The sequence below is a fragment of the Paenibacillus xylanexedens genome (assembly GCF_017874615.1).
Classification (GTDB): Bacteria; Bacillota; Bacilli; order Paenibacillales; family Paenibacillaceae; genus Paenibacillus; species Paenibacillus xylanexedens.
Genome location: NZ_JAGIKV010000007.1, coordinates 111924 through 138850, shown reverse-complemented (window position 1 = coordinate 138850; position 26927 = coordinate 111924). Strand labels below are relative to the sequence as shown.

Annotated in this window: 20 protein-coding genes; 2 read left to right on the top strand and 18 right to left on the bottom strand. The window is 45.5% G+C overall.

Features of this window, described 5'->3' with window-relative positions; genetic code table 11:
- Positions 1–174: 174 nt before the first annotated feature.
- The 4 genes from J2Z28_RS11360 to J2Z28_RS11345 all read right to left on the bottom strand — a co-directional run bounded on the left by J2Z28_RS11360 (position 175) and on the right by J2Z28_RS11345 (position 3994).
- On the bottom strand, positions 175–1497 hold the full coding sequence (locus J2Z28_RS11360) for an IS4 family transposase (protein ID WP_211082565.1): 1323 nt from the start codon (positions 1495–1497) through the stop codon (positions 175–177).
- Positions 1498–1745: 248 nt separating this feature from the next.
- Positions 1746–2879: a DNA glycosylase AlkZ-like family protein gene (locus J2Z28_RS11355; protein WP_244988235.1), complete on the bottom strand. Its 1134-nt coding sequence runs from the start codon at positions 2877–2879 to the stop codon at positions 1746–1748.
- A 170-nt stretch (positions 2880–3049) separates the two neighbouring features.
- Positions 3050–3277, bottom strand: coding sequence for a hypothetical protein (locus J2Z28_RS11350; protein ID WP_211082564.1), 228 nt, complete (start codon positions 3275–3277; stop codon positions 3050–3052).
- 120 nt (positions 3278–3397) lie between these two features.
- The gene (locus tag J2Z28_RS11345) at positions 3398–3994 is read right to left on the bottom strand and encodes a restriction endonuclease (protein ID WP_211082563.1); all 597 of its coding nucleotides are present in this window, start codon (positions 3992–3994) and stop codon (positions 3398–3400) included.
- 262 nt (positions 3995–4256) lie between these two features.
- Here J2Z28_RS11345 and J2Z28_RS11340 point away from each other — a divergent pair, with 262 nt between their 5' ends.
- On the top strand, positions 4257–5522 hold the full coding sequence (locus J2Z28_RS11340) for a PQQ-binding-like beta-propeller repeat protein (protein WP_211082562.1): 1266 nt from the start codon (positions 4257–4259) through the stop codon (positions 5520–5522).
- 126 nt (positions 5523–5648) lie between these two features.
- Here the strand turns inward: J2Z28_RS11340 and msrA are convergent, their stop codons facing one another.
- From msrA to J2Z28_RS11310, 6 genes are all read right to left on the bottom strand, one after another.
- Positions 5649–6164 (bottom strand): peptide-methionine (S)-S-oxide reductase MsrA, encoded by a 516-nt coding sequence (gene msrA, locus J2Z28_RS11335; protein WP_211082561.1) that lies wholly within the window; start codon positions 6162–6164, stop codon positions 5649–5651.
- A gap of 177 nt (positions 6165–6341) precedes the next feature.
- Entirely contained in the window at positions 6342–6599 is a 258-nt protein-coding gene (locus tag J2Z28_RS11330; protein WP_017686880.1) for a GlsB/YeaQ/YmgE family stress response membrane protein, read from the bottom strand.
- Between the two features lie 307 nt (positions 6600–6906).
- The gene (locus J2Z28_RS11325) at positions 6907–8211 is read right to left on the bottom strand and encodes an ATP-binding protein (protein ID WP_211082560.1); all 1305 of its coding nucleotides are present in this window, start codon (positions 8209–8211) and stop codon (positions 6907–6909) included.
- Complete coding sequence (locus J2Z28_RS11320) at positions 8211–9674, bottom strand: RtcB family protein (protein ID WP_244988234.1); 1464 nt, start codon at positions 9672–9674, stop codon at positions 8211–8213. Before J2Z28_RS11320 ends, J2Z28_RS11325 begins: the two co-directional genes overlap by 1 nt.
- A 496-nt stretch (positions 9675–10170) precedes the next feature.
- Positions 10171–10989, bottom strand: a complete 819-nt coding sequence (locus J2Z28_RS11315) for a TerC family protein (protein ID WP_211082680.1) — start codon at positions 10987–10989, stop codon at positions 10171–10173.
- A 277-nt stretch (positions 10990–11266) separates the two neighbouring features.
- The gene (locus tag J2Z28_RS11310; RefSeq protein ID WP_036617062.1) at positions 11267–11578 is read right to left on the bottom strand and encodes a DUF3817 domain-containing protein; all 312 of its coding nucleotides are present in this window, start codon (positions 11576–11578) and stop codon (positions 11267–11269) included.
- Positions 11579–11793: 215 nt separating this feature from the next.
- Here J2Z28_RS11310 and J2Z28_RS11305 point away from each other — a divergent pair, with 215 nt between their 5' ends.
- Positions 11794–12897 carry a glycosyltransferase family 4 protein gene (locus J2Z28_RS11305; RefSeq protein WP_211082559.1) on the top strand — a complete coding sequence of 368 codons (1104 nt, stop codon included), beginning with the start codon at positions 11794–11796 and terminating at the stop codon, positions 12895–12897.
- A gap of 20 nt (positions 12898–12917) precedes the next feature.
- On the opposite strand, the gene J2Z28_RS11300 is transcribed toward J2Z28_RS11305, so the two are convergent.
- The 8 genes from J2Z28_RS11300 to J2Z28_RS11265 form a co-directional block, all read right to left on the bottom strand.
- Positions 12918–13268, bottom strand: a complete 351-nt coding sequence (locus J2Z28_RS11300) for a DNA-binding protein (RefSeq protein WP_211082558.1) — start codon at positions 13266–13268, stop codon at positions 12918–12920.
- Positions 13269–13310: 42 nt separating this feature from the next.
- Complete coding sequence (locus tag J2Z28_RS11295) at positions 13311–14282, bottom strand: helix-turn-helix transcriptional regulator (protein WP_211082557.1); 972 nt, start codon at positions 14280–14282, stop codon at positions 13311–13313.
- 271 nt (positions 14283–14553) lie between these two features.
- Positions 14554–15075: a hypothetical protein gene (locus tag J2Z28_RS11290; protein ID WP_211082556.1), complete on the bottom strand. Its 522-nt coding sequence runs from the start codon at positions 15073–15075 to the stop codon at positions 14554–14556.
- A gap of 158 nt (positions 15076–15233) precedes the next feature.
- On the bottom strand, positions 15234–15863 hold the full coding sequence (locus J2Z28_RS11285; RefSeq protein ID WP_211082555.1) for a 50S ribosomal protein L25: 630 nt from the start codon (positions 15861–15863) through the stop codon (positions 15234–15236).
- 280 nt (positions 15864–16143) lie between these two features.
- Entirely contained in the window at positions 16144–19020 is a 2877-nt protein-coding gene (gene pulA, locus J2Z28_RS11280; RefSeq protein ID WP_211082554.1) for a type I pullulanase, read from the bottom strand.
- Between the two features lie 484 nt (positions 19021–19504).
- On the bottom strand, positions 19505–21553 hold the full coding sequence (gene pulA / locus J2Z28_RS11275) for a type I pullulanase (protein ID WP_211082553.1): 2049 nt from the start codon (positions 21551–21553) through the stop codon (positions 19505–19507).
- A 171-nt stretch (positions 21554–21724) separates the two neighbouring features.
- Positions 21725–25009 carry a DUF5704 domain-containing protein gene (locus J2Z28_RS11270; RefSeq protein WP_244988233.1) on the bottom strand — a complete coding sequence of 1095 codons (3285 nt, stop codon included), beginning with the start codon at positions 25007–25009 and terminating at the stop codon, positions 21725–21727.
- Positions 25010–25416: 407 nt separating this feature from the next.
- Entirely contained in the window at positions 25417–26694 is a 1278-nt protein-coding gene (locus tag J2Z28_RS11265; protein WP_483406962.1) for an S-layer homology domain-containing protein, read from the bottom strand.
- Positions 26695–26927 lie beyond the last annotated feature (233 nt).

Genomic DNA, 26927 nt, shown 5'->3' with positions numbered 1-26927 from the left:
ATTGGCCAATGTCATTAAGTTTAGCTCAAAGACAAGACTGAGAATAAAATGAAATCTGAAACGGCATGGGAAAAAGTCCCGTGTCGTTTGTTTTTTTGTGAATGCAAGGAAAAAAGTGTACAGCAAACAAACGGATGGAGGATCCGCTTAAAAAAGTGTTCATACGAACCGAATTTATGCTACTCTGTAGACGAAGCTAACCGATGATTTATAACGTATTTTGCGCGTATTCTGCTGCCCTGGTCGAATGGGTCGAATCGGCAAAACGTTTTTGCTAATCAGTGCTTCAACATCGGGCGGGGGGTCATCGTCTCTTGAGCGCAGGAAATGTCTACACACATGAACGGCAACCGTGAAGTTGACTTGGTAGTGGTACTGTTTAGCTTTTTGGGAAATGACGACGTGCGAGGTCATCATTTCTGCAAAATTGTACATGATCATTCTTGCAAAAATCTCTTGGATGACGGACTCTCGTCTCTTTGCGTGAAAATGGGTCAGACCGACGGTGTATTTTAATGCCCTGAACGAGGTTTCAATTCCCCACCGCATGTTATAGATGGACCTGAGTTCATCGGGTGGGAAATCTGCGTCAGATAGATTCGTAATAACGGTCTCATAAACTCCATTAGGCAGGACAAACCGAACGACTCGAAAAGATATGGGGTAGTACAAATGCTCCTTCAAATCTAAGAAATCAAAGGTAGACTTCGAAGGGACGAACTTGTACATTTCGGGATGAGCTTTGACCTCTTTAGTTTGTTTTTTAGTAAGCACTAGATGAACCTCCTGATCAAACGAACCGCTATCGGGTAAACGCAAGCCCGAGAGAATACCACTGGAGGCCAGATCTTTTACTCGAATAACATAGCTCCACCCTTTGCGTTCAATATGTGCGAAATTGTTGTAACTTTCATAACCTCGATCGGCAATGACAATGGTTTTTCCCTCGATGCAGGAACGGTCAACCATGTCCCCTAACGCTTTTCTCTCATTACTTAATCTTCGCGGTTGAACAATCGCATCCACGTAAAGTCTGTTGCAAAGGTCATAGGTGGCGTTTAAGTGCAGGAGATTATAGCCTCTTGCTTCCGGTTGACTTTGAAAATAGGTGTCGGTATCCGCAGGGTCAGTGGCGAAATGCAAATCCGAACCGTCAATGGCGAGTAACCGATACCCTCGGTATTTCTTGAGATCCGTAACCGATTGCGTAAATTCTTGAAACAAATATGCCATGGCAGACGGCAAGATTTTATTTCTCTGTTGGACAAAAGCAGAAGAAGTGGCCGTATTTACATCATAGCCCTGTGATTCCAAGAGTTCCTTGTATAAACTGTTTCCGCCCATAGAGATCAGTAGTTGCATAACCGTTTCAAAGGGTAACTTTTTCTTGCGGGTAAAATCTTTTTCAGGATTTTTGACATAAGGTGCTGGTGCAACTGACATTTCTCGTATGAGGGAAGTCAGTTTTTCTTTTAGCAAATTCGCATATTCATTCATTGGCGTAACCCCCTCGTTTTTCAAGGGCTTCGCCACACCTTTTCACCTGCTTGTCAAGTTTTTTTTCTTATTTTCACAATAAAAAAAGCAGGCTATCTTTTCGATAACCTGCTCTTTTTATTGATTTTTGGTCCTGCGCCTTAACTTAATGACATTGAGCCAGAGGGCCCCTCCTTTTTTGTCCTTTTTAATTCCGCTCAACAATTCCAATTTCCGTATCCATACACATTCTTTCATGTATCCCCTAATCAAATTGATTTAAGCAGCTTTTTCAGCTCTTTTGGTACCGTCTTCTCGATAGTAATGGAACGCGCTCCATGCATGGACGCAAAAAATTGAAGCCCCTCCCGAAAATCCGTAATCCATTCCTCCACAGGTGGAGCAGTCTCTTCCATCGATAACAAACGAACGGTAAGTACTCCAGTTTTGCGATCAAGTCGTGGGTCCATACGTCCAATCAACCGATCACCGTGAAGAATAGGCATGGCATAATAACCGTAGGTTCTTTTCACCTCTGGCGTATAAATCTCCCATTTATAATGAAAATCGAATAAATCAACAATACGTTCTCTTCTCCATAACAGGTTGTCCAGTGGCGGCAGGAAACGTACTGGGCCTGACGGATCATAGTGTGGCTCTTCCCTTTCCATATGCATTAGCAAATCCTCATCTTCAGCACGAATATAATAAGGCGTGGCCACGTCCTCCACCTTAAGCGGGATCATTCGCCCATCTGACACACGGGCAGCAATATCGGCGCGTCGTTCAGCCGCTGTAGATTTTAGCCAACCCAGACGGGGATCACGGGCATCTACAACACGATACGCATGAATGTATTTATCCAGCAGAGCCTGTCTCTGGGCAAATAAATCGATGTCTTCTTTTATCGTAATTACCTGTTGCTGCAACTCAGATTCAGTAATATGAAAGTAACGTTCATTCCCCTGCCTCGCCACCACACGAATCACAGCGGAGTCTAACAGTAAATTCAGAGCAAGTGTGGTATCCTTCGTCTTTGGCACATCTGCACTGTCCCAATAACCACTTACCCGCTCAACAGCACGGAAGGCTCTTGAAGGTAAAGGTCCTTCCTCCTTCAAACGCTGTAACACATGCTGCACAGTTTTCTCCAGACCTTGCAAAGACGGAGCCAGACGCTCCCTTAATCGGGCACGCACAGGTTCAAAGAGAGCATAATCCTCGATTGGAATGACACAAGCAGCATTTGCAAAATATTCAAACACCTTGTGATCACTCAGCAGTGTATTTAAGCTGTCAGCAGTATAACCAGGGTCACGAGCCCCCAGCACCAAATGCTGGTTTCCGGTTACAGCAGCCACAGGATCGATCTGCACGCAACCAAGGGAGCGAATCAAACTCAAAACTTGGTCGGGTCCCGAATGTAAGGAAACTGCGGGCCAACGTCCAAGTAAAGCTTGCGTTTGCAGCAAAAAACGCCGAACGATTTTTTATTCATGTGCAGCGCTGTTGTCATATGTATAGGTTCTTCCCTTCATTTAGTGTACAACCAGAGAAAGAATTTTATCGTAACTTACCCAGCAATCCGTTCCTCATAGACAAAATAAAAAGAAGCACCACCATCCTGGATGATCTGCTTCTTGTGTTTGACCTTTTGCAATTTTTCCTGTTTCGTAGGCATGAGCCGTACATGCTGGGATAACGCACCATAATCTCCGTTAACTCTTCGGCTCTGTTCCGAGCACCACTTACCTGACTGCTCTGCTTTGCGTAATGCTTTTTGTGTTTGTGTACGTGCCATAATCGGATTACACACTCCTTTGGTTGATATACACTCAATATATCATGTGCAGCTACGCAAGTGAAGGTGCTTCCTACTGGAATGAGATGTACATCATTAAAAAGGCTTCCACCTAAGATCTTAGCGGGATTGCCGCTTTCGCCGGGACTGCCACGTCTCGATTGGTTCATGATCATCTTCTTCGATCAGTTCCAATGCTTCTTCCACTCTTCTCGCTTTGAATAAAAGGATTAATTCCATCAGGTCTTCCCGGTCCAGCAGCTTCACTCCATTAACCGCTGCAAGCGTCCGACAGGCTTCGGTGTAACGGGCGGACGTTAATACAATCGACCGGTCGGCTTCATAATAACGCATGGATGTATAAATCTCCTGCACTGCACTCAATCCTACGGGATGGTTCGCACCATATCGCTTCGCTTGTATCACACTTCGTCTGCCGAGTCTATCGACAAACACCAGGTCTGCCCCAAAATCCCGGCTGCTCGTCGTCTTATGAACCTCGTCATATCCGAGTTGCTCGAATAAATGATAGAGATATAATTCAAATTCCGAACCATCCTCCATCTTGTCGATGTCCTTTATTGTGATCTTACGAGGATTGGCTTCACTTCGGATCCGCTGCCCACGCCCGATAACCCGCCGAATAATCCAGGCCAGCAGCAACAATATGATGATACATCCAATGACCCATAGGGTCACATTTTCACTCCAGTTCATAGCTATTCTCCTTGTTTCATTTCCTATGTTCTATCCAACGTCTTACGAAGATATGGCTTGTCACCGCACTAAATATATCAGACTTCCACCTTCATCGAAAGAAGATGAATTCCCTGTAACCGTTATACTTCACCAAACATAGTTAGTTCGATAAACCAATGATAAAAGGTTACAGTGTGTTCGGTTGAATTCAGCTTGACTTTAATGGTAAAATTCAACAATCGGTTCTGTTTTGAACCGAAGAAGAAAGGTGGTTTATCACTTGCATACAAAACACAAGTCCAAAACATGGGCTGCCCTCATTCTCAGCGGCATGCTCCTCTTCACCATGAATACAACAGGTTACGCCGCTGCTTCAACCGAATCCATGCCCAAACCGGCGTGGACGTCATCTTCCCTAATGTTATCTGAGGCTAATACAGAGAAAGATGTCCTGATCAAGGGAATCCATGCCGTGCCATCCAAAAACCTTGTATATGTACATGCCTCCCAGCCCGTGACCAAAACAAGCAGCAAAACAACACTCGATTGGCAACTGGACTCTCTTCAAGCATTCGATGCTACAACTGGACAATTGAAGTGGAATACGATATTCCATGAGAAAAGTGGTCCTTATACCACCTACTCTGATTCGGTATATGCCAGCAACGGTACAGCTTATGTGTATATGGAATATTCAGACAAAACCAAAAAATTGTACTCATTCAATACATCCGGTAAAACCAATTGGGTCAAAACGGTGAATTCACCTGCAAGCATATCCCTATTGGATAACGATACGCTGATGGTTGCTTCAAGTCAGGGCGTGCAATCAAATGGTTCGGTTCGCTCCGCCATCTCGTTATATGACAAAAAGGGCAAGCTGATTACCGAAAAAACCATCAACGGTAACGTGCTTAAGGCTGACCATGGTCGAATTGTAGTGGATGCCAGTAAACAAACCAAGGTAGGCAACTTCTGGCAGCAAGCTGCTAATCCCAAAGTAGAGATCTATGATCGTACGTTGAATCGTCTGTCCTTCTACCAATTCCCTGCCAATGCAAATACATTAGGAGATGGTGGCGGTGAATCGCTGGCCATTCTGGACGATGGTTCCATCCTTATGCGTGCCAATGTCGAGAACACCGGTAACCGACTTATGGGCTTTGGCACCGATGGCAAGCTTGCTTGGGGACGTGCCATTGCTGGTGATGCCTACATTCAGACGGCTGGCAACGGTTATACAGTCTTTACAGGGCAGAAGCTGGAGCTGTACACGATGAAAGGCAAAGTGACTGAGCGTACATTCAAGGACGCACAGCCTGCACTTATGCGTGTTGACCCGACACAGGATGGTCAGTATCAGCTTGATTTTGCCAAAACAGGATACATTCTTAATCCACAGACGCTGGAAGACGTGCATATCTACACTACCAGTGCCTCGGTTCCTTCATTAGAAGGTGTTTCAACCTATGTCGATGATGTCATCTATTCCATGAACGATGAGACATTGTCCAAATATGTACTGAAGTCCAATTCTGCAAAATAACAAAAGAGTCTTTCTGGCTCTTTATCGTATACCAATGAACCGAACGAAATACTCGATCTAATAATAAGCCGGGAGAGTTCCATAAGGAGCTCTCCCGGCTTATTGCATTGGCAGGATAGAATCATCCTATTTCCAATTCTCGTCTATAAATTCGTCCCGTCCGGATAACTCACGGTCTTCCTTATAATGTTTCTCGTTTTTCTTGTGGTAATCCTGATGATAATCTTCAGCCGGATAGAATACAGCTGCATCCCGAATTTCCGTAACAATCGGTTGACTGAATCGTCCGCTGGCTGCCAGTTCCTGTTTGGACTGTTCTGCAAGCTCACGTTGACGTTCATTATGCACAAAGATCGCCGTACGATACTGTGTCCCCCGATCCTGGAACTGGCCTCCGTAATCCGTCGGATCAATCTGAGGCCAGTACAGCTCCAGCAGTCGTTCATAAGGGAATACATCCGGATCAAATGTAATTTCAACCACTTCGACATGACCGGTCTCCCCGGTTTTGATCTGTTCATATGTTGGATTCTCGACGTGGCCGCCAGCATAACCTGATATAATGCCATGAATGCCCGGTTGTTCTTCAAACGGTGTAACCATACACCAGAAACATCCGCCGGCGAATGTAGCTTTTTCCATTCCTTTCATCCCCTCTTATCTAAACTATCTATAGAAACTGATGCTAAGTTACGCATACATTCTTATATTTTAGAACAACAAGAGGTTGATTGAAAGCCATCGTTATGGCTCTCAATCAACCTCTTCATTGGTAATGCATTTGGCTGACAACTAATTCAAGAAATTATCTTGATTAAGTTACCCGCGACTACGTCCCATCGAACGGAAGATCAAGCTTACGATAGCTACAAGAACGATCGCACCGATCAATGCAGGTACAATGTAGAATCCGCCCATCTCAGGACCCATATCGCCCAAGATTACTCCACCTAACCATCCACCGATAAAACCAGCAATGATGTTACCAATAACACCACCTGGGATGTCACGACCAACGATCAAACCTGCCAACCATCCAATGATACCACCGATAATTAATGACCATAACCAACCCATATCATTCACCTCTAATTAAAGTTTTTGTTGTTGTCTGTCTACTATTAACCGCTACAGAAGCATTTAAACAATTGGCATAAAAATTTTTGCATATTACCTTTGTTCGATGCATCTTTCTCTGCAAAACAAGCCTTAGTCAGGTATGGAAACAGATCGCGTTACTTTCCGGCATCTCACCAGCTCAGGGCTGCGTTATGTACCTCCCGAAAGTCATTGTATGTTAGAGCAGACAAGGTTAGTATCACCAATTGAGGTAGGATTATTTATAAAATTGCGTCATATTATAAGATTGATGGGTTAGGTCTGATCAATAAAAGCCTGTACGACCCTTACCCGGCTGCGCCAACCAAGTATGTTTATGGCTCTTGTCCAGCTCGCCACGCATCGACTGAATGACTTTCACTATGTCTGTCTGTCCATTCTGATGCCATTCCAGCGCAGCGCTCACATACAACTCACCTAGCTGCGCAAGAGAGAACGTGTCGGTCAGACGAGCTGCTTCAATTGTTCCTTCTTCACCAGCAAATATGGTGAAGCCCCGCTGCCGCAAATATTGCAGGCGCAGCGCTTCATCTGGCAACGGAATTTCGTAAGCTCGGTCAAACCGTCCGGCACGGTTCATGAGGCCAGGATCTATTTTCTCCGGATAATTCGTTGTCCCGATCAAGAAAATCCCTTCTTTTGACGTAGCTCCATCCAGTGTATTCAGGAAAAAGGAACGGACTTCATCCGGCATCGAATCGATGTCCTCAATGATCAGTACCATCGGTGCCAACCGCTTGGCAGCCTCGAACACTTCACGCACCGATTCACTGTTGGTATACTCCGTAATCTGCCAATACGCAGCCGGTCCCGGAATACTTCCCGCAATGGATTTCACCAACGTGGTCTTGCCATTCCCCGGATGCCCATACAATAAAATGCCCCGTTTGTACGGGATATCATAATCTCTGTAGAAGGAACGATCCGCTTCGAAAAACTGATCCAGCGAGCGGAAAATATCCTGCTTGATCTGTGCCGAGAGAACAACATCCTCTCTGCCCACGGAGCGAGTGATGGATTCCACATGACGATCGCTGCCATTGCGGGCATCGGTGTAAACCGTTACTTTTTTCATATTTTGCTGACGTTCCCGTTCCCGGACACTTCCCAGAAATTGCTTCATCTCCTCATCACCGACGGCAAAGACAAAATCTTCACTGTAGATCCCGTTATCTCGGAAAAATGGAACCCTCACAAGCGCAACGCCCCATTTCGGATAGGCAAATACGTTGTTGCGAATGGAGTAATGGACACCATAAGTCGGCACATCGCCATCATCGTCGTAATGCAAAGTCTGAAGCTCCAGATCCTCGAATATACGGGCTACCAATTCCACTTCGTCACTGCCATTTTGCAGGTCTTCCCGGAGTAACTCCCAATATTCATTGTTCGGGTCAGAACTGGCATACAGCTTGTATTCAACTCCATAGCGCTGATGGAGCGCCTCACTGATTCCACGAATCAGCCTTGAGTAGATGGCGTACCCTTCCACTCGAATTCGGGTATCATGTTGTTCGTCATAGGTATAGATCGCCTGGGTTGGATCTGTTTGTTGTTCGTTTATTGTCATTATTTCGCTCCCTTTACCGCTACAAGCGGTTTGCATTTGGCTACAACTTGAGCCAGGCCTGCGCCGGTAACACTGTCTATAATTTCATCAACATTTTTATAAGCCTGAGGTGATTCATCAATAATGGATTCAAGTGAGCGTTGATTTACCACGATCTCATCCTCTGTACCCACACCCAGTGCCGTAGCAAAATCTTCCACGGTAATCAATCGTTTCGTTGCCGTCCGTGAACGGATACGACCCGCACCGTGACATATTGAATAATAATTATCAGCACCCTGCGGCTGACCTACCATGATATATGAAGCAGTTCCCATGGAACCGGGAATAAGCGCCGGATGCCCTGTTGCCAGATAAGGCTTTGGATTGTCCGAGTGACCTGCTGGCAACGCACGTGTCGCCCCTTTGCGATGCACAAAAACGGAACCTTGGTCTGCGTGAGATTCCTCCCAGGCATAGTTGTGCATCAGATCGTATAACGTACGAAATTCACATTTGGAGCCAAACACATCCCGGAATGCTTCGCGAATAGCATACGCAATCAGGTGCCGATTGACAACAGCGTAATTCAATGCAGAATACATCATGTTCACATAATGACGACCTTCCGCATGCTCAAGTGGAGCAAATACCAGTCTGGGATCGGATGTACCCAGGTTAAGCCGCTGCATGACTTTCGCAATCGCTGACGAACTCGTCTTACTTACATAACCACCCCATGCACGAGAGCCGGAATGAATCATGACCACGACCTGTCCATCATACAATCCCCAAGCTTCGGCGATTTCACGATTCTCTTCAGCGATCTCAATCGCCTGGATCTCGGCAAAATGATTCCCCCCACCCAGTGTTCCGAGCTGACGATGCGAACGATGCCACGTCATATCAGGAACGTGATTTAACACATGCTCATCGTAACTGAATTTACTGCTTTCCACATGTGTCATCGCGGTTGATTTTTTCGGTGTATAGCTGTCTGGAATATACTTTTTGGGTAAACCATGTAGCCCTTTACGAACGATATGCTCCAGTCTGATATCCGAATAATGACCTCGCTGGTTCGCCTCCATCGGCAATACTTTTTCAATGGCCTTGACGAGCTTGCGGCGGAGCTTAATGTCTTTCAATTCGTCCTTATGCAAGTTCGTCATATGCACTCGCATGCCACAGCCGATGTCACTGCCCACGATGGAGGGAGAAACGTATCCGCTCTGCGCATCCCACATGGCTGTCGTTCCAATGCACGTACCTACACCGACGTGTACGTCTGGCGTGTAACTCATATAAGAGATTCCCGGAATCTGCAGATTATTGTTGGCCATCTCGAATATTTTGTAATCAAGCGAGGAGAAGAGCTGTTGCGCCGCATATACGGTTAGATCACCTGCAGGCAATTTCACTTCATGTCGGTAGTCACCTGCTAATTCGTTCTGCTTGGTAAATAAATTAAACTCTGTATTCATAAAAGTGTATTATTCCTTCCTGTACGTTCAGCAAATTCGGTTTGCTGCATCTGTAAAATAAAACTAAAAAAAGCCATAGGCTAATCGCCCATGACTTCTACTGAATGACAATAACGGAGAACAGAACAGCATAAACATGCTGTGTGTCTGTCATCCATCGCTATAATATAAGCGAAGAATGCATATCGATTAAAACCCGCTAAACGATATGCCTATCCCCTATGTCGACCGTATGAGGCCAATGAAACGATGAGCCGGATATGCTATTATGTCTACGTTTCGCCCTGTTTGAATCAAATCATAACCAAGCATCATGTCTCTCGGCCTCCCTTCGTTAATGTTAGTCTTATATTAAGGGGACTAGAATTCATGTGTCAACCCTTTTCTTGGAAATTGAACCATGATGCATATTTCATATGCAACAAAAACAGGAGATTGTCCTAGGACAATCTCCTGTTTTCTAAATAATAATGATGTTGTTAGCGTAACATGATTATTACACTCCTGCTTGTTTTTCCAGCTCTTCAACCGGATTTTCGTCTTCTTTTTCAGGAACTTTGGAAGACAGGAACCAACCACATACCGCAATGGTGATCAGTACAATATAGAATCCGAATTTCCAAATTTTATTTTCCGGGAAATGCTCATCCAGAACACCCAATGAAGGGTGTGCGAGTGTAATAACTGCCAGCTTAACCCCTACCCAACCTACGATGACAAAAGCCGCAACTTCAAGCCCTGGACGGGAATGAAGCAATTTCACAAAGTATGTGGCTGCAAAACGCATGATCACAAGCCCGATGAATCCACCGAGGAAGATAACGATAAACTGTCCACCGTCAAGTCCGCCGATTGGAGGCAATCCACTTGGTGGCAACGCCACGGCCAAAGCAACAGCAGCCAGAATGGAATCGACTGCAAATGCGATATCCGCTACTTCAACCTTGAAAACGGTCATCCAGAAACCGGATTGTTTTTTCGGTTTCTTAGGCGTTGAATCCGCTGCTTCATCTGTTTTGTTGCGACTACCCAGTATCTTTTTAACGATGTGGTTAATCGAAATATACAGGAGATACAGGGCACCGATCGCTTGTACTTGCCATACATCGACGAGGAAAGAGATCAGGAACAATGAACCTAAACGGAAAACAAATGCACCCATCAGACCATAGAACAACGCTTTTTTGCGCTTATCTTCAGGCAAGTGTTTAACCATAATTGCGAGTACCAATGCATTATCTGCTGCGAGTAATCCTTCAAGGACCACTAAGACAGCAAGCACCCACCCATATTCTAATAATAATGAAACATCCAACATTGACTCCTCCTTAATATTCTTATGATGTACAAAAAAAAGGACCTTTACCATCACTGGTAAGGTCCTTTTATATCCACAAAAAGAGACCTTTACCGAGCATGAAAACTTGGTAAAGGTCTCGCTAACAACAAAATTGCTGCCAATAAAGCCGGGGATATGATCCCGAATTGACGACTTTACTGTAAAAGCTACTCCCCTTTAACAGGAATATGTAGTTTTAGTTGGAACGGGTTGTTTAACCTGTACTCATCATATTTCATAATGTTAAATAAAGTCAAGCTTTATTTAGTTGACGATACAGCTTACGGAATACGACAACATCGTAGATCATATTCCCCAGTGGAATGAAAGAAACAAAGAACAGAGCAATTGGACGGCGCAGACGCCACTTCTGTGAGGTGTACATAGTCACCATAAATAACAAGTACATTAAAAACAAAAAACCGTACAGATTTCCAAACCATGTGACAGCCTGCGGCATAACCCCAGCATCTCTCAACGGAAAAGCAACAAACAGTAGCAACACGTACGAAATGCCCTGCAACCACAACATCAGCCGGAAGCGCCCCAGCGTAGAATGTAACATTATTTTCCTCCTGCTTTTATACATGTAACGAATTCAATTGTTCCCGTACAGTATATCACAAAAGCTGAATATCTCGCTTAGTGCCATGCAGCAGATTATTCCTGCACGCTTATATGGGTGGTTCACCTACCATTTCGCAGGAGCCAAATGCTTTAACTTCTCATAAGATATATGACGAAGATTGTTACAGATGTCGGACAAGGAGGAGCCTGATCATGAAAATAGCTATGGTTGCACCCGAGAAATTGCCTTTGCCCGGTAATGGTTCCGTGGAAATCTGTATCCTGGGCATCGCTCGTGAACTAGCCCATCGCCATCAGGTGACCATTATAAGTCGTCAAATGCAAGGTCTCGCCGCCACAGAACAGATCGATGGGATCACCATCCAACGTGTCCCTGCAACGAGTCCTGTCAGGTACACCAAAGCAGTCATACGTTTGTTATCCCAACAACCCTATGATGTAATTCAAGTGGATAACAGGCCACGAAGTATGGCGACCATCAAACGAGCTTTTCCACGCACACCTGTCGTACTTTACCTTCACTCGTTAACGTTTGCTCAGCCCGGACCTTCCAAACTCACATTAATGAAAAAAGCTGATTGGATTGCCGTCAACAGTCATTCCCTGCGACAAAGGTTAGGCCGCAGATTTCCGTTGGTAAAACACCGGATGAGTGTTGTTCCATTGGGTGCAGATCTAAGCCGCTTCAGACCTGTTGAATCCAGCGAAGAACAGATTCATCTGCGTACACAATTTGGAGTAACTAAACCATTCTCTATTCTGTATGTCGGCAGGCTAATCCCTGGAAAAGGTGTAGACGTATTAATTCGTGCGACTGCCCTCCTTCAGCAACAGATGCCTGTTCAACTGCTTGTTGCAGGCAAAGGACCTCCGTATTACATGCGTAAACTTCGCGAACTTGCCCATAAACAAAAAGTCCATGTTTCCTTCCGTGGTCAGATAAACCATGAGCATATCGATCAGTTGTATCGGGCAGTCGATTGTCTGGTCTGTCCGTCTCAAGAACATGAAGCTTTTGGCCTGGTTAATGTTGAGGCGATGGCTTCAGGATTACCCGTCATTGCTTCCGATAACGGAGGTATTCGTGAGATTATTGAATCAGGTATCAATGGATACCTTGTCACCGCTTATAAGCGTCCCCAACGTTTCGCCTCTTACCTGTACAAACTTGCAAGCAATCCCACTTTTGCCGAGAAGTTAGGAAAGGCTGGCCGAGACAGCGCAAGGACACATTTCAGTTGGGCCAGAACAGCCATGCATCTGGAAGCGACCTATACAAGGCTCATCCGTAAATGAGCCTTCTTCTGTTACGATGATCAAGCTTTTTCACGAAATTGCCATCCCTTAATCAAAGAATCCATCTGCGGAACAGGAATGTGACTCATCTCAATTAACTCCATAATAACCATATCTCTCATCATGAATCGTACTTTGGCACACGTTAATTGATGAAATACATCGTAGAATGCCGTCCCGGTCCAACATCCATGAGGTACGACCAGCGGATCATTAACGATATAACCTACGGCTCCAATCGGGGGAATAACAACCTTAATCGCTTGATAATCCAAACGATTATCTGGATCTTTAACGAGATACACGGTATCCCCCACATGTAAAGCCTGTAGGTCCATCCCATACATAGCTGCGAATAATTTGGTGCTCATATTACCTGCTCCTTTTCCTGTATTTCTCCATGATTAAAATTTTTACAAAGATACATCGGTTTCATAATGTTCCAACCACTCGACAAGTTGCCTGCGTATCTCTCTACGAAACTCACGAGGTTCAAGTACCTCTGCCTCGGCCCCAAATTGATACAACCATTTCAAAAATTCTCTGCTGCTATTCAGTGTCACTTCAAATAACAATCCCCCATCCGACATATTCGTCATTCGCGGGCGAACAAACATTTCTTCTTCTTTTATGTAGGGGGCCACTTTCTCAGAGAATCTTACCTTGAAATGGATATTTTCGTCGCCACGGTCAATAGACCATGTGTTCTTCATGTACTGCGTTATGTTGAAATCACCCTTGTCGAAACCGGCATTTGTTCGTGTCACATCCAAAAAACGGCTGATCCGAAACAATCGAACTTTTTGCAGCAAATGGCAGTATCCGATCAAATAAAAACGTTGATCACGTGGAATGAGATAATAGGGATTGATATCCCGAACTGTGATCTCATTTCTTGTCAGCGTATGATATTGAGTACGAATGGTTTGCTGGCTTAGAATAGCTTCGATGATGGGAATCAGCAAATTAGGGTCCTTTCCTTCCTCACGATAAGCTGGCGTGCCCATCCGAATAATTCCCGCAATATTCTCTACAATGTCACTGTTTCTTGATTTTAATTTGGTATGAGCCGACATGACCTTGTCAAAAGCTGAATCGAACTCAGCAGGTAACTTGGAGGTATCAACTACGGACGGGAGCAAGGAGAAGACCATTGCTTCCTGTTCAGTAAAATCTAATGGATACAACGCAAACTCACCAATAAATCGGTAACCTTTGCCGTATCCTTCATTCATAATCGGGGCGACCCTATCCAAAATCCGGAGATCACGATAAATCGTGCGTACAGTCGTACCGCATTTCAGCGCCAATTCCTTGGCCGAAATTCCAGGATTTGCTTGTATAGCCTGAAGTATACGCAGCAGACGAATTAATTTCTCTGTCATGTAGTTTCTCCCCTTCGATATTTTATCGGCAAGGAAAACTAGTTCCTTTAGTACAGAACTAAATCTTTAGTCCCAATTTTATTTTCGCAATTTCACCATTTTTGTATAGTCCAATTGCACTTTTACCCCCTTTTAATATACATTCTCTTACTTGCTTGCGTAAAACATTAACCCAAAAGGCCTCAAACCTAAGCCTGAAAGCCTATACAATTTTCTAAAATAATACAAAAAAAGCCCTGATCTCTACAAAGAGTCAAAGCTTTTCTCGGAATTACTGGTTATGCAACTGTAATAATTGATTCATCACATTCGCCATATGCTCACAGAGTTCAGCAATGTCCCCCATCTGGTCTTCATTCACACTGCGGTCAAAATAAACGTGAGCCGTGACGTTATACATGATTGGCTGTTCATCAAAGATATATCGGATGTTCTGGCACATCCTCTGCTCAGGCCAGCTCTTCTGTAATATCCGACGAATAACCGGGCACTGCTTCTCAGGCTCCTTCACAACCATACCAAACCGTAGTTCCAAACGGCAACCCGGATGCGCACCAGGCGTCTCCAAGATCTCCGCTGCAAGCTCCTCAAGGGAACTGCTTAATACGACCTCTCCTGTTACTTCCGGGCGATCCCTAAGACAGAATAGTAATGTGAACTCTCTGGACATCACAGCCATCTCCAGCTGATCTTTACGCCCCGTAATCTGAATACGTTCATCCAGGTTATCCATATCATAGAGATAATTCTCAAATCCGACTTTCAGATTGTCATACACCGTTGGATCAAACATTGAAATAAACCTACTTTCTAACCCTTTAACATGTATTGTAGTACATTCTCATTTTTCATGCGACCATCGAAATCTCTTGTCCTGGAAATATAAAAAGCCCAGTCACTGGGACTGGGCTTCGGCTAAGCATGGGATCTGCTGAGATCCCTGAGTTTCGCTTATTCTTCTGCAGCTTTTTCTTCAGCTGCCGGTTCAGCTTCCTCAGCAGAAGCCGTTGGCTCTTCCTCTGCCGCTTGTGGCGGCATGACGGAAGCGATGATGGACTCAGGTGATGTTATGAGTGTCAAACCTTTATCCAGCTTGATATCCGCAGCAGTCAAACGATCGCCAATATCCAATCCACTAACATCCACTTCAATGGAGGTTGGCAGATCCGCAGGCAATCCTTCTACTTCCAGCTGTGTCTCCTGTGTCTGGAATACACCGCCAGCTTTCGAGCCGGCCGCTGTTCCCTGGAAGTCGATCGATACACTTACGCTGATCGGCTTGTTCTTGGAAATTTGCAAAAAGTCTACGTGCAGCAAACGTCCGTTACGCTCTTGCTGATCCTTGATCAGCACCGGAACCGTTTTACCGCCCTCCACATTCAGATTGAACATTTCGGAGCGGCCTGTGCGTGCCACTTTCAGCATTTCTTTTTCATCTACATGTATTGAAGCACCTTCAAGTCCCGGGCCGTAAACGACTGCGGGAACTCGTCCGCCTTGTCTTAACAGGCGCAGTGCTGCACCTTTCTTTTCCGTTCTTGGCGTTGCTGTAAGTTGAGCCATTTTTCCGTTGGATTTCATGATTGAACATCCTCCTTCAAGGGATCACTACATTATATTTGTTGGAAAGCGCTAAAGCGTCGCTTATAGACCATAATGGTCTTTTTTCCTTTGGCCGAATCGTGGGCCATATCTATATTTACCCCAATGATAGAGGATCTCAAACACGAAACAGGACAATTAATTATTTTTTGGCAAGTTATGCGGCTTATAATCAGACCAAAAAAGCAGTCGGAATCTCTTCCAACTGCTGATTTATCAAGGTTTTGACGAACTACATTCGACGTTATAAATAAAGAAACTATGCGCTATTACGATCCTCTGTTTTTTCGCTTTCACGAATGATCTTCATCTCGTCTGATCCGCTACGGACAATAATGTGTACATCCTCGTCTTCAGGTACAATGTCCACGTAACGGTCTCCGCACGTATCTTTAGCTTCCCATTCGTTCAATCGAATGATCAATCCCAGGTGATGCAGACCCGGAGCAACGCGGAAGCGGGCTTCGGCGGCATTTCCGACTTGTTCCAGCCGTACTGCTCCGTCCTCCATACCTGTGCCCCATACCCAGACATCCCAACCTTCATAATGCTGGTCTTCCCGTTCGTATCGAAGCGTGACGGTTCGCGAAATCTGTTTATGAATCGTTACGCCAAGCGTTGCCCGGATTCCTCCAGCTTCAGCAATGATATGGGTTGCTCCAGGTGTCATCGCACGTACGATCCCTGCGGCACTCACCGCTGCAAGTTCTGGATGAGAAGAGCTCCAGCGTATATTCGAATCCTGAAGCGGCTGACCGAATTGATCCAGAACCAAGGCACGGAAGCGACTGATTCGAGTCATGTACATGACAGGTTCGCCCACAATTTCAATTCGTTCAGCATGACGATAATTCACTTGTAACATACAGCTTGCCGTTATGTCCCCACAGTGGACTGTAATCGAAGCTTCCCCTCGTTCCAGTGCATGGATTGTTCCATCAGGCTGGATCTGAATAATATCCGGATCAGAAGAAGTCCAGGTAACTGGAGCTTTTTCTACCACATTGCCAATACTGTCCCGTACGATCGCTCGTAGTTGAGTGGTCTCCTTCGGACTATATACCTGGCGAGGAAAACTAATCTCCACTGTTGATGGTTCAGCGCCTCCAGCATGCTCTGTGTCATACAGTACCATTAAAGACCATCGTTCTACCTGAACAGTACCACGAACAGTCTCGATCAGGTCTGTGCCTGCCTGATGATCATTGACTACAACATGCCAGTCCCCTTCCCTCAGGTCAACATGCTGCTCATGTTCCGTTCCGTTATAGATGACCATAATCTGATTCCAGGTGTCCTGATTCGCACCATTCTGAAGTATAAAGGCAACTACATTGCCATCCGCACGAATAACACGAAGGTGATTTCGTACCTGTTCAGCATCAATCATACGAAAAGCGGGATGTGTTCGCCGCAAATGAATAAGACCACGATAGTAGTCAAACACCGGTCTGAAGCGTGATTTGTTGGCCCATGTGATGGCGTTCACCGCATCCCCGCTCCGATAACTGTTATGATCACCGGCTTTGGATCTGAGCATCTCATCCCCTGAATGCAGAAACGGAATTCCCTGAGAAGTAAGCAGAATGCCGGAGGACAGTAACGAGCGACGAACCATCTCATGATTCAAAACATCATCTGCATCCACATACCGATATGGATCTGCTGCTTTTACCGCCGACTCAGCACTTCCGCCTCCCACCGGCTGTCCGTCCTTCCATACGGGAAAACCTAATTCATGTCTGAGGTTCATTGTTGTTGCAATTTTATCCCACAGATTGAGATTGTCATGGGCAGTTACATAATTGACAACTTCCACAGGTGAAGATGTGAAATCATCCAGTGCTCCTGCTAATCCCCTGATAAGCTCATATTCCTGCCCTCCGGCACCCGTGACAAACCCTCTGCCACTGCCATCACTATCGCCCTTGATTGCACTGCGAAAATGATCATTAAATACAGCAAACCCCTGACCTCGCTGGGTTCCTTTTAATGTTTTGCGGTCCAAAGGTGAATCTCCACCCATCCAGGGTTCCCCATAGATCAGAAACGCCGGATCGATCTGCTCCCGCAATTCGCGTGTCAATTCATTCATCGTTTCCGTATCAATCAGGGCCATAAGGTCAAATCGAAATCCGTCCACATGATATTCTTCTGCCCAATATCGGAGAGAATCCAAAATATATTTTCGCACCATTGGACGTTCTGTTGCCAATTCATTGCCTACACCAGAACCATTACTGAGGGTACCATCCTCCCGATAACGGTAATAATAGCCTGGTACAACCCGTTCAAAAGGTCCCTCTTCCACGCTATACGTATGATTATAGACAACATCAAGTACAACGCGAATGCCTTGTCTGTGCAGCGATTGAACGAGTGATTTGAGCTCCCGGATGCGAACTGCAGGATCACGAGGATCTGTCGCATACGAACCTTCGGGAACGTTATAATGCTGGGGATCATACCCCCAGTTGTATGGTGCTCTGACATTTGAACCCACATCTGCTGTAGCGAGTTCATTCACCGTCTGATAATCCGCCACAGGCAGAAGATGTACATGAGTGACTCCCAGTTCGGCAAGATGGTCTACACCAATACTATTGCCTGCTCTATCCGTCAGACCGGATGCTGTGAATGCCAGATATTTTCCCTTATACGGAATATCTGCATGTGGATCCGAGGAGAAATCACGCACATGCAACTCATATAACACGGCATCGACAGGACGCAGAAAAGCAGGTTTGACATCCAGGTCCCAATCGACTGGATTGGTGGTCTCCGGATCTATAATAGCCGTTCGTTGCCCATTAGCTGTTACCGCTCTGGCATAAGGATCGACAACCACTTCAATCTGCTGATTATCATGGATAATTCGGTACATATAATAATGTCCTGCCCAATCGCCGCTGAGCTTCAGACTCCATATTCCGTCCGCATCGCGCGTCAAAGTATGTTCCTGCCCATTTTCATGATCTTGTACTTTACCACTATCGTTGTAATGCCCTTCATCTTCAAAAACCAATATATAAACCTGCTGTGCCATAGGTGCCCACAATTTAAAAGTACTTGCTGCACGAGTATATGTTAAGCCAAGATCGTTGCCTTCGTAACGAAAAGAAATCCATTCCGGCATCGTTCCCACCGCCTTTATATCCATTGATTTCGTGTTGTCCCGATGTTACGGAGCAGGACGTGTTTTGTCAACCCGGGGTTGTCTGTACTCATCATATCGGTCCAATTTGCGTATTCAATTAGCAATCGCTTTCAAAATATAGGATATGAAAACAAGCGCCATAGATTGACAGCATTTGTACCTGTCCTGACAAAAAAAGTTTGGAATATACAAGAATATAATGCAGGATGTCATTTGGTTGAGATTCAAAATGTACTAACCGGTGCACAGCATAAAAGAAGGTCGAGACATGACAATGTATAGCCCTGCGACCAAGGCAATGGTTTCTGACGCATCAACAAATCCCCCTTTCTTACGGGAAAGGGGGATTTGTTTTATCTCAATTTATTTGATTAGATTTGATTGGATATCTTGAACGTGTCCTTGTTAGCTATTTTACTAATGGTTTGTTGGACGCTTCATTTCTTGGCAAGCATTGTGGCGATCAGGACTTCGAATACATCACTGTTATGGATAGCGCATTCACATTTACCTGTCCGTCATGTTTGGTACGTATCGTATCAACGCCTGCTTGTCCTTTTTCTACAACCACATTCCATGTCCCTGTCGGAACAGAGATATCGCGGTTTTCTTTTGCCGCATTATAGATCACAACAATGCGTTCCCACGAATCGCTGGCTGCTGTACCGTTCAGTTCATACGCCAGTAGCCCATTACCTTTTTCGATTAGACGAACATGCTTCTCGATCTCTTCCCGTGTACGAAACCGAAATACTGGATGCTCTCGCCGAAGACGGATCAGCCCCCGATAATAATCAAACACCGGCTTGAACAGCTTCTTTTGCTCCCAATGTATGGCATTGACCACGTCTCCACTCTGGTGGCTGTTGGCGTCCCCATATTTGCTGCGAAGCAGCTCATCTCCAGCCGCGATCAGGGGAACACCCTGGGAGGTTAGAACGATACCATTGGCAAGCAGACAACGCCTAACGGTCTCATTCTCCAGAATATGTTCCGAATCGATCTGCAGGTAAGGCTTAGTCTTCTCTACTGCCTCTTCCACACTCTGGCATCCACGAATACTTCCATCCTCGTCATAGGTGAGGAAATTCAAGGTATCGTGGAGTCCTTGTGTACGTGCGACTTTGTCCCACAGGTTGAGATTATCATGCACTGTTACATAGTTAATTGTCTCGGATGGACCATCCGTAAAATCCTGAATGGCTCCCCGGACGCCAGTCCACAATTCGTCTTCTTTCCCGTCCGCACCCGTCGCAAATCCCGTACCCATCCCATCACTGTCTCCCTTGATCACTCCGCGGAAATTATCGTTAAACACAGCAAAACCCGCCCCGCGCTGCGTTCCTTTTAGGGTCATATCATCTCCAAGCGGCGAATCCAGTGCGCCCCATGGTTCACCATATAACAATATGGAAGGTGACACTTCGGTGTGTAATTCCGCTGCAAGCTGTTTCATCGTAGTTGTGTCGATCAGACCCAACAGGTCAAATCGAAAACCGTCCACATGGTACTCCTCTGCCCAGTAACGGACCGAGTCGATGATAAACTTGCGAACCATGGTGCGTTCAGTAGCCACCTCATTGCCCGTACCTGAACCATTGCTATAGGTCCCATTGGCGTTTTGACGATAGTAGTACCCTGGTACAAGTTTTTCAAAAGAGCTGCCTGCTGTATTAAACGTATGATTATATACCACATCCATAATGACACCTATTCCCTTGTTATGAAGGGCAAGCACCATTGATTTGAACTCACGAATTCGTGTCTCCGGATCATCTGCACGTGATGCATAGGAACCTTCCGGGACATTGTAATGGAGCGGATCATATCCCCAGTTATAGTTGGAGCCATCAGACGTATCAACATCTACTCCGGATTCATCCACCGTCGCAAAATCAAATACAGGCAGCAGATGCACATGGGTAATCCCTAGTTCAACCAAATGATCGATCCCCAGTGTGTTGCCCTCCGAATCACGCAGACCCGTCTCGGTAAAAGCCATGTATTTGCCTTTATTCGTTATGCCAGATGATGGGTGAATAGAAAAATCACGTACATGCAGTTCGTACAGGACTGCATCTACAGGACTGGTCAATTCCGGGCGAATGTCCTCACTCCATCCCTTCGGATGTGTCTGCTCCAGTCTCACAATTACACCCATTTCTCCATTCATGGTCACTGCTCGTGCGTAGGGGTCTACAGCATGGGTTGAATGTCCATCTTCGAAAGTAGGCTTGTACATGTAACGGTAGCTACTTAAATCACCCTCCAGTTCCAGAGCCCAGATGCCTTGTTCTTTCTTTTGCATAGGCAACGCCTGCTGTTTCCGTTGATTGGGCTCTTCCTCCGGGCTCCCCCCTGTCAAAGGTGGGTACAGAAGTAGTTCCATCTGAACGGCTAACGGTGACCAGACTTTAAAGTGACAGGTTTGCGCTTCTAATGTGACACCTAAATCTCTTCCTTTGTATGTATCTTCTGAAATCAATAGTTCCTGCTTATCCTCTTCAATCATATGTGTTGTTCCCCTCTCGTTGAGAAAATTGATGAATATGGATGGTACGAGTGCTCCTTACCCTTTATACCCGTTCTGCTGCCCAGCCATAATCCAAATCACGCAAAAGAAGACAAACGTCATGTGGATTCACATCACGCCTGCCTTCTTTAGAGGTAAAACGATGTTTCTCTAATGTGGTACCTGGGATTGAAAATCATTACGGCTGGATTGATCCGCGTGGTACAAAACCACGTCCCCATCTTGCATCAGCCAGCTTCTCCCCTGACCATCTACCGGGCTGTTATCAAAACCTTCCATTTGCCATTGATTCATCAACGGTGCATGAATATATTGCAGATGCGGTGCACTCGTATTGCCACTGCGCAATGTTTCGATATTGAAGTTAACCACAATGTAACCGTCCCTCAGAAATACCATTGTCTTCTCATCCAACTGGTTTAGTCTGGCAAGTGACTCGAGATCGGTTCCTTTGGGTACTGCATATACATCTGCTGGCAAGCTATATTCCCCATACCAGCGCTGAATCGCTGCATTCGCCCGATCCACATTAACACTGGAGGGAATATCTGTTTTTGGGCCAATGAGTGTACGGATCTGTGAAGGAAGAATCATCCAGTCATAACGACCTACCCACGTTTTATGATGAGAGGTCTGATCCACGAAACGAACCATATGTTCCGCCATTGTACCCTGATTGCGTTCCTCCTCTGACAGTTCATAAGTATACTGATAACGCGCTGTATCACCTAACTCCGTACCCGGTACATTCCGCAACCGTGAGTTCAGCACAACAAAGCGTTTTTCTAAATCTTGTACCGATCCGATACGAATGAGTCGTTCCTGTCCTCGATGGTAGTATAAATCCACTTCTTGCCGGGTGGTGCCATCTTTACTCACAAAAGAGAACGTCGGCGTAATTCGGATACCATCCTGTTTCCCAAACATATTACCCTTGGTTTTCAGATCAAACTTGAAATGGTAACCCGTCTTCACTGCAGCATTTCGGAACCCCTGTACCGGATGACTACCGGGACGAATAGGCAGGACATAGGGAGCCAAATTACCTCGGGGATCTCCGTCTATACTGTTTCCTCCGGTCCAGTAGCTCACACCCGTTGGTTCCGGGCTGCCCATCCGCTTGCGGAACACATTCTCCCAAATGTAATCTGAAATATCAGTGATGTGAAAATCATACAATCGTCCGATAACCTCTACAGCAACGGTATCTGCTGCGACATGATGAGTCAGATTGGTGTTGGCATCCTGTTGTTCTGTGAAGTTTGCAGGTGCATTTTCGGCGATATTTCTAAACTCAACCTGGTAATTCCCTTCATCTACCCATACAGGAAGATAAAAAGGGGTGTCCAACTGATTTACCGGAATATCCACCCATGTCATGGCCGGAATAAACTGACTTCTGGCACCGTTATAGACATCGAATGGGAAACGAACCTGTTTGATCCGGAAATATTTCGCATAATCATGGTTTCCATAACCAGGGTAACTCGCTACATCCAGATGCTGCCCTGAAGTTGGGATGCGTACAATAAACGGACGCTCTAAAATAAGTGCAGCTCTGGTCGGATCAGGTGTAGTCTTCTGATTATGCGGCTGATCGTCTGACACCCAGGCATAGTTCACAACTGGAGTATGTACTGTCACCGAGTTGATGCCCAGAATGGGGAACTTCTGATCCTGTTCTCCGTTAACATTGCCAGGGAGAAGTCCATACGTTATCTCACCCGTGGTCGGCTGGTTAGCTTTGTTCATCAATGTGTTCTTGATCGTCAGACGGTTCTGGTACAGAACATCGTCTCCGATCATGCCAGGCTGCGGGATCGTCCCAGGTCTTGGAGCGGTTTTGGTCACAGGAGCAGGATTCATAATTGTCGCTCCATTAAAGGTTACCTTGTCGTTATTAACGGTGTTCTCTCTAACCTCCGCTTCAGCTTCAGATTGAAACAATGACGTTTCATCTGGCGTAGAGGGTTCAGTAGAACCACCCGGAACCCCTTGGATGCCAAGATCAATTTCTCGACATGGCGCAGGTTTCACATGATTGGTAACCGTAGTATCCATAGCCGATTGTAAAGTCGGTGCTGTATATGCATTGGGCGTCAGGGTAACTGTGTCACCATAACCGCCTAGCGCATAGTTAGATACCTTGGCCTCATTTAACTTGTATACCTCCAGGTTATCGATCTGCCAATAGCTATATGCCCGTGTTACTTGCATGGTTTTATCCCCAGGCACATCACGTTCTCTGGGCTGAGGAGGTGTCCCTGGATCACCCTCACCACTAGAGGCTCTTCCCGGGATCGTCCAGGTTTTATGATAAACCCTTTTCACTTTAACGGTGTAAGTCACCGTTCCTGTCATGTTAACCCAACGGTGCTGAAACAGATATTCCTGGGCCAAGACATTGGCATAGAGATCTTCCGAAGTTGGAATACCACGGGTAACATCGAACTTCTCAGATCCCCGATCGTCTGCCTTCAGCACACCTCGAACAGACGGGTCCATAACCGATGCTTCAATAACCGTGCCTCTACTAGGTGGGCTGATGGTCACAGAGCAAGTATTCGCAGGGTCGCCCCCCGGATCGCCATCATTACCACCTTCTCCATTATCCGTGCAGTCCTTCACCTCAAGCACCTGAGTCCCTTGTTCATCCAGTTGCTGAGCAGAATCAAGAAAATGAGCTTTTATGGTAGTGCTACCCACGATCCCTTTTGTCGTGATTTTGCCATCAGCACCGATCGTGGCTATAGTCGGATTCGAGCTCTGCCACGTCAATTTGGGATGAGCCGTCAGTTTATGAACAGAGCGATCCGGTTTGGTTAGAACTGCTTCCGCCTGTAGTGGTGTTGTATTGGCTTTACAAGCATTCGGCAGATTTACAACGAGTCCTGGCTCAGACGTGACTGTTATGGTGGCAGTATCTGAGATCAGATATGTACCATTGTTCCAGATCGCACGCACAGTGACCGTGCCTGGACTCTCGGCCGTTAACATCCCTGTTTTGAGCTCTATACTCGCAATCGTCTCGTCAGAAGAAAACCATTTGATCTCCGCTTCCCTTCGCGATACGTCAATGCCCTCACCAAAAGCTGTCGCACCATAACCTTTCGTCTTCACCTTGGCTTCCATCTGCTGAGTTTGACCTATGGTAAGGGTAGAATCTGGGGTTACATCGATTTCTTTTTCTTCGTGAATCTTACCTTCCCAGAAGATGCTAACAGGGGTGTGGTATACCATCTTATATTTGGGTTTATTGCCTGGCCTAGTCCCATAAGGTTCCCTTTCAAAGAACTCAAACCCTTTGCCAGTATATGTTCTAAGATCCGCATTTTTTTCACTTGTAACTCTTGGACTACCTATTCCTTCATAACTATTTACCTGCTGATATTTTACACCATCAGGATCGTTCTTTAACTTAATATCAGTTACCATTTCCTTATCAATTCCTATACCTCTATATTGCTTCCAACTTAGTGGCGGCCATCTACTCATATCAACATTATCAGGAATTTCTGTTTTTACAGGGTATGCATCATAATCAGTTCCTCCGTTATCCACATCTTTGTGTGTGCCTTGATATTCTGCCCTAAATTCTCCTGAATCAAGTTGATACCAGTAAACTCCCGGTGTTCCTTGAGTTGGGTTTGCATCAATTGTTACTGCTGGCCCTTTCATGGATTTGGAACCATATTGTTCTTCTACGGCATTAGCTTTAAGAGTATCAAAAGTGCAGTAATAGACTGGTAATATCATAAATATAATTACTAAGATTCTATATAAACTTTTTAAACCACCTAATAGATAACGTTTAATATTAAATTTAAACACCACCAAAAGTTCTATTGATAGATTTGAACTTCTTTACCAGCATCATTCTTCAACATATATCCTCCCTTTACAGGATCCAGAGTATGTGATGACCAAAATTTGGTAGATACCCCTTGCTTCAACATTGCGTTTGAATCGTCTGGTAAAGTAATAAACCCTTTTTCTTTCAAATAGCTCACGTTAAATAATCGTTGAATTGGAATAGCTATATTATCATTCGCTCTAGCAATAGTTAAAAGATTTGACTTATCAAGTTTTGAAGTAAACGTTATCTCAGCGTAGGTAGAGAAGCGCCCCTTTTGTGCCCTAGTCAAGTTATTTTGATCTACAAATAACGTGGCGTATAGTCCCTTGGGCTTAGTCCCTCGGGTATCCACTACGATAAATCTATGGTACCTTACGACCCCCACATTATTTTTCAACGTGTACTCTGTGTTAACTATATCTCCGAAGTTACCTTTAATATATTTGTAATTTGATACTGTCGTTAAATTCGTCCCCGTCGTGCCGACCTCTCTCATCTCATTCAGGTCACTGTACTTCCCGGCATCCGTGCCCTCCACGTCCATATAACGCAGCAAAATGGCTGATACTTCTGCACGAGTGGTGGAATCCGCTGGTTTTAATGTGCCATCCTGGAAGCCACCTACAATGCCTGTCCCACGAACGAGAGCAAGATACGGAATCTGCTCAGCACGAATGGTGCCACGGTTTACTTCCGGTGTGGGAAGCAGCGTATTTTTTGTATCGTTAAAAGCATCCTGGAAGCTGCTCCCGGACTTAATCAGCCCAGTGGCAATCCATTTCATCATCTCGTAACGCGTTAGCTCCGCATTCGGATTGAACCCTTTGGCGTAATCGCCAGCATTAATGAATCCTTGTCCGACAAGCTGGCTAACCGCCGCTTCAGACCAATGTCCCTTGAGATCAGCAAAGGGATTCTGCCCCTGAACCTTCTCTAGTTCAGTCGCGCGGGCGAGTATTGTCGCATATTCCCCACGCGTGATTTTGCCATTGGGACGAAATGTTCCGTCCTGGTAACCAGAGATCAGGTTTTTTTCATACGCTTTGGCAATCGTTGCTTGAGCCCAGTGGCCCTTGATATCCTTGAACTTGCTAAGGGCCGTGTCACTTGTTCCAGATGCAGCTATCGCTGTTGGGGTCAGATGTACGGCTCCAACGTTCAATAGTGTTCCTGCCAATACAGCTGTCGTTACCAACCCGACGATCCAAACATTCCGTTTTTTCTTCTTCTCGTGTCCTTCAATCTGCTTCTTCAATCTACTCACGCTCCTATGTACCTTAGTATGGGGATGCTTTACTTGGACAACCTAGTCACTTCTCTTCATAACCAAAACCTAAATTTGACATAATAATCAATATTCTACCATGTTGTACTAGGCTATTGGTATTATTTTTCGTCCATCCCCATCACTTCAAGGTGTGCGCCCCTCCTTCCATAAACCCACTTCATTCGCCTAATACACAAAAAAAGGCCATGAATCCGCAGATTCATAGCCTT

Bases quoted from the DNA above. Each gene is read 5' to 3' on its own strand.
- J2Z28_RS11295 (WP_211082557.1), bottom strand. From the start codon at position 14,282: ATGACAGAGAAATTAATTCGTCTGCTGCGTATACTTCAGGCTATACAA.
- J2Z28_RS11290 (WP_211082556.1), bottom strand. From the start codon at position 15,075: ATGTTTGATCCAACGGTGTATGACAATCTGAAAGTCGGATTTGAGAAT.
- J2Z28_RS11270 (WP_244988233.1), bottom strand. From the start codon at position 25,009: ATGGTAACTGATATTAAGTTAAAGAACGATCCTGATGGTGTAAAATAT.
- J2Z28_RS11305 (WP_211082559.1), top strand. From the start codon at position 11,794: ATGAAAATAGCTATGGTTGCACCCGAGAAATTGCCTTTGCCCGGTAAT.
- J2Z28_RS11350 (WP_211082564.1), bottom strand. From the start codon at position 3,277: ATGGCACGTACACAAACACAAAAAGCATTACGCAAAGCAGAGCAGTCA.
- J2Z28_RS11330 (WP_017686880.1), bottom strand. From the start codon at position 6,599: ATGGGTTGGTTATGGTCATTAATTATCGGTGGTATCATTGGATGGTTG.
- pulA (WP_211082554.1), bottom strand. From the start codon at position 19,020: ATGCCGGAATGGATTTCTTTTCGTTACGAAGGCAACGATCTTGGCTTA.
- J2Z28_RS11360 (WP_211082565.1), bottom strand. From the start codon at position 1,497: ATGAATGAATATGCGAATTTGCTAAAAGAAAAACTGACTTCCCTCATA.
- J2Z28_RS11345 (WP_211082563.1), bottom strand. From the start codon at position 3,994: ATGAACTGGAGTGAAAATGTGACCCTATGGGTCATTGGATGTATCATC.
- J2Z28_RS11320 (WP_244988234.1), bottom strand. From the start codon at position 9,674: ATGAATACAGAGTTTAATTTATTTACCAAGCAGAACGAATTAGCAGGT.
- J2Z28_RS11285 (WP_211082555.1), bottom strand. From the start codon at position 15,863: ATGAAATCCAACGGAAAAATGGCTCAACTTACAGCAACGCCAAGAACG.
- pulA (WP_211082553.1), bottom strand. From the start codon at position 21,553: ATGATTGAAGAGGATAAGCAGGAACTATTGATTTCAGAAGATACATAC.
- J2Z28_RS11325 (WP_211082560.1), bottom strand. From the start codon at position 8,211: ATGACAATAAACGAACAACAAACAGATCCAACCCAGGCGATCTATACC.
- msrA (WP_211082561.1), bottom strand. From the start codon at position 6,164: ATGGAAAAAGCTACATTCGCCGGCGGATGTTTCTGGTGTATGGTTACA.
- J2Z28_RS11310 (WP_036617062.1), bottom strand. From the start codon at position 11,578: ATGTTACATTCTACGCTGGGGCGCTTCCGGCTGATGTTGTGGTTGCAG.
- J2Z28_RS11300 (WP_211082558.1), bottom strand. From the start codon at position 13,268: ATGAGCACCAAATTATTCGCAGCTATGTATGGGATGGACCTACAGGCT.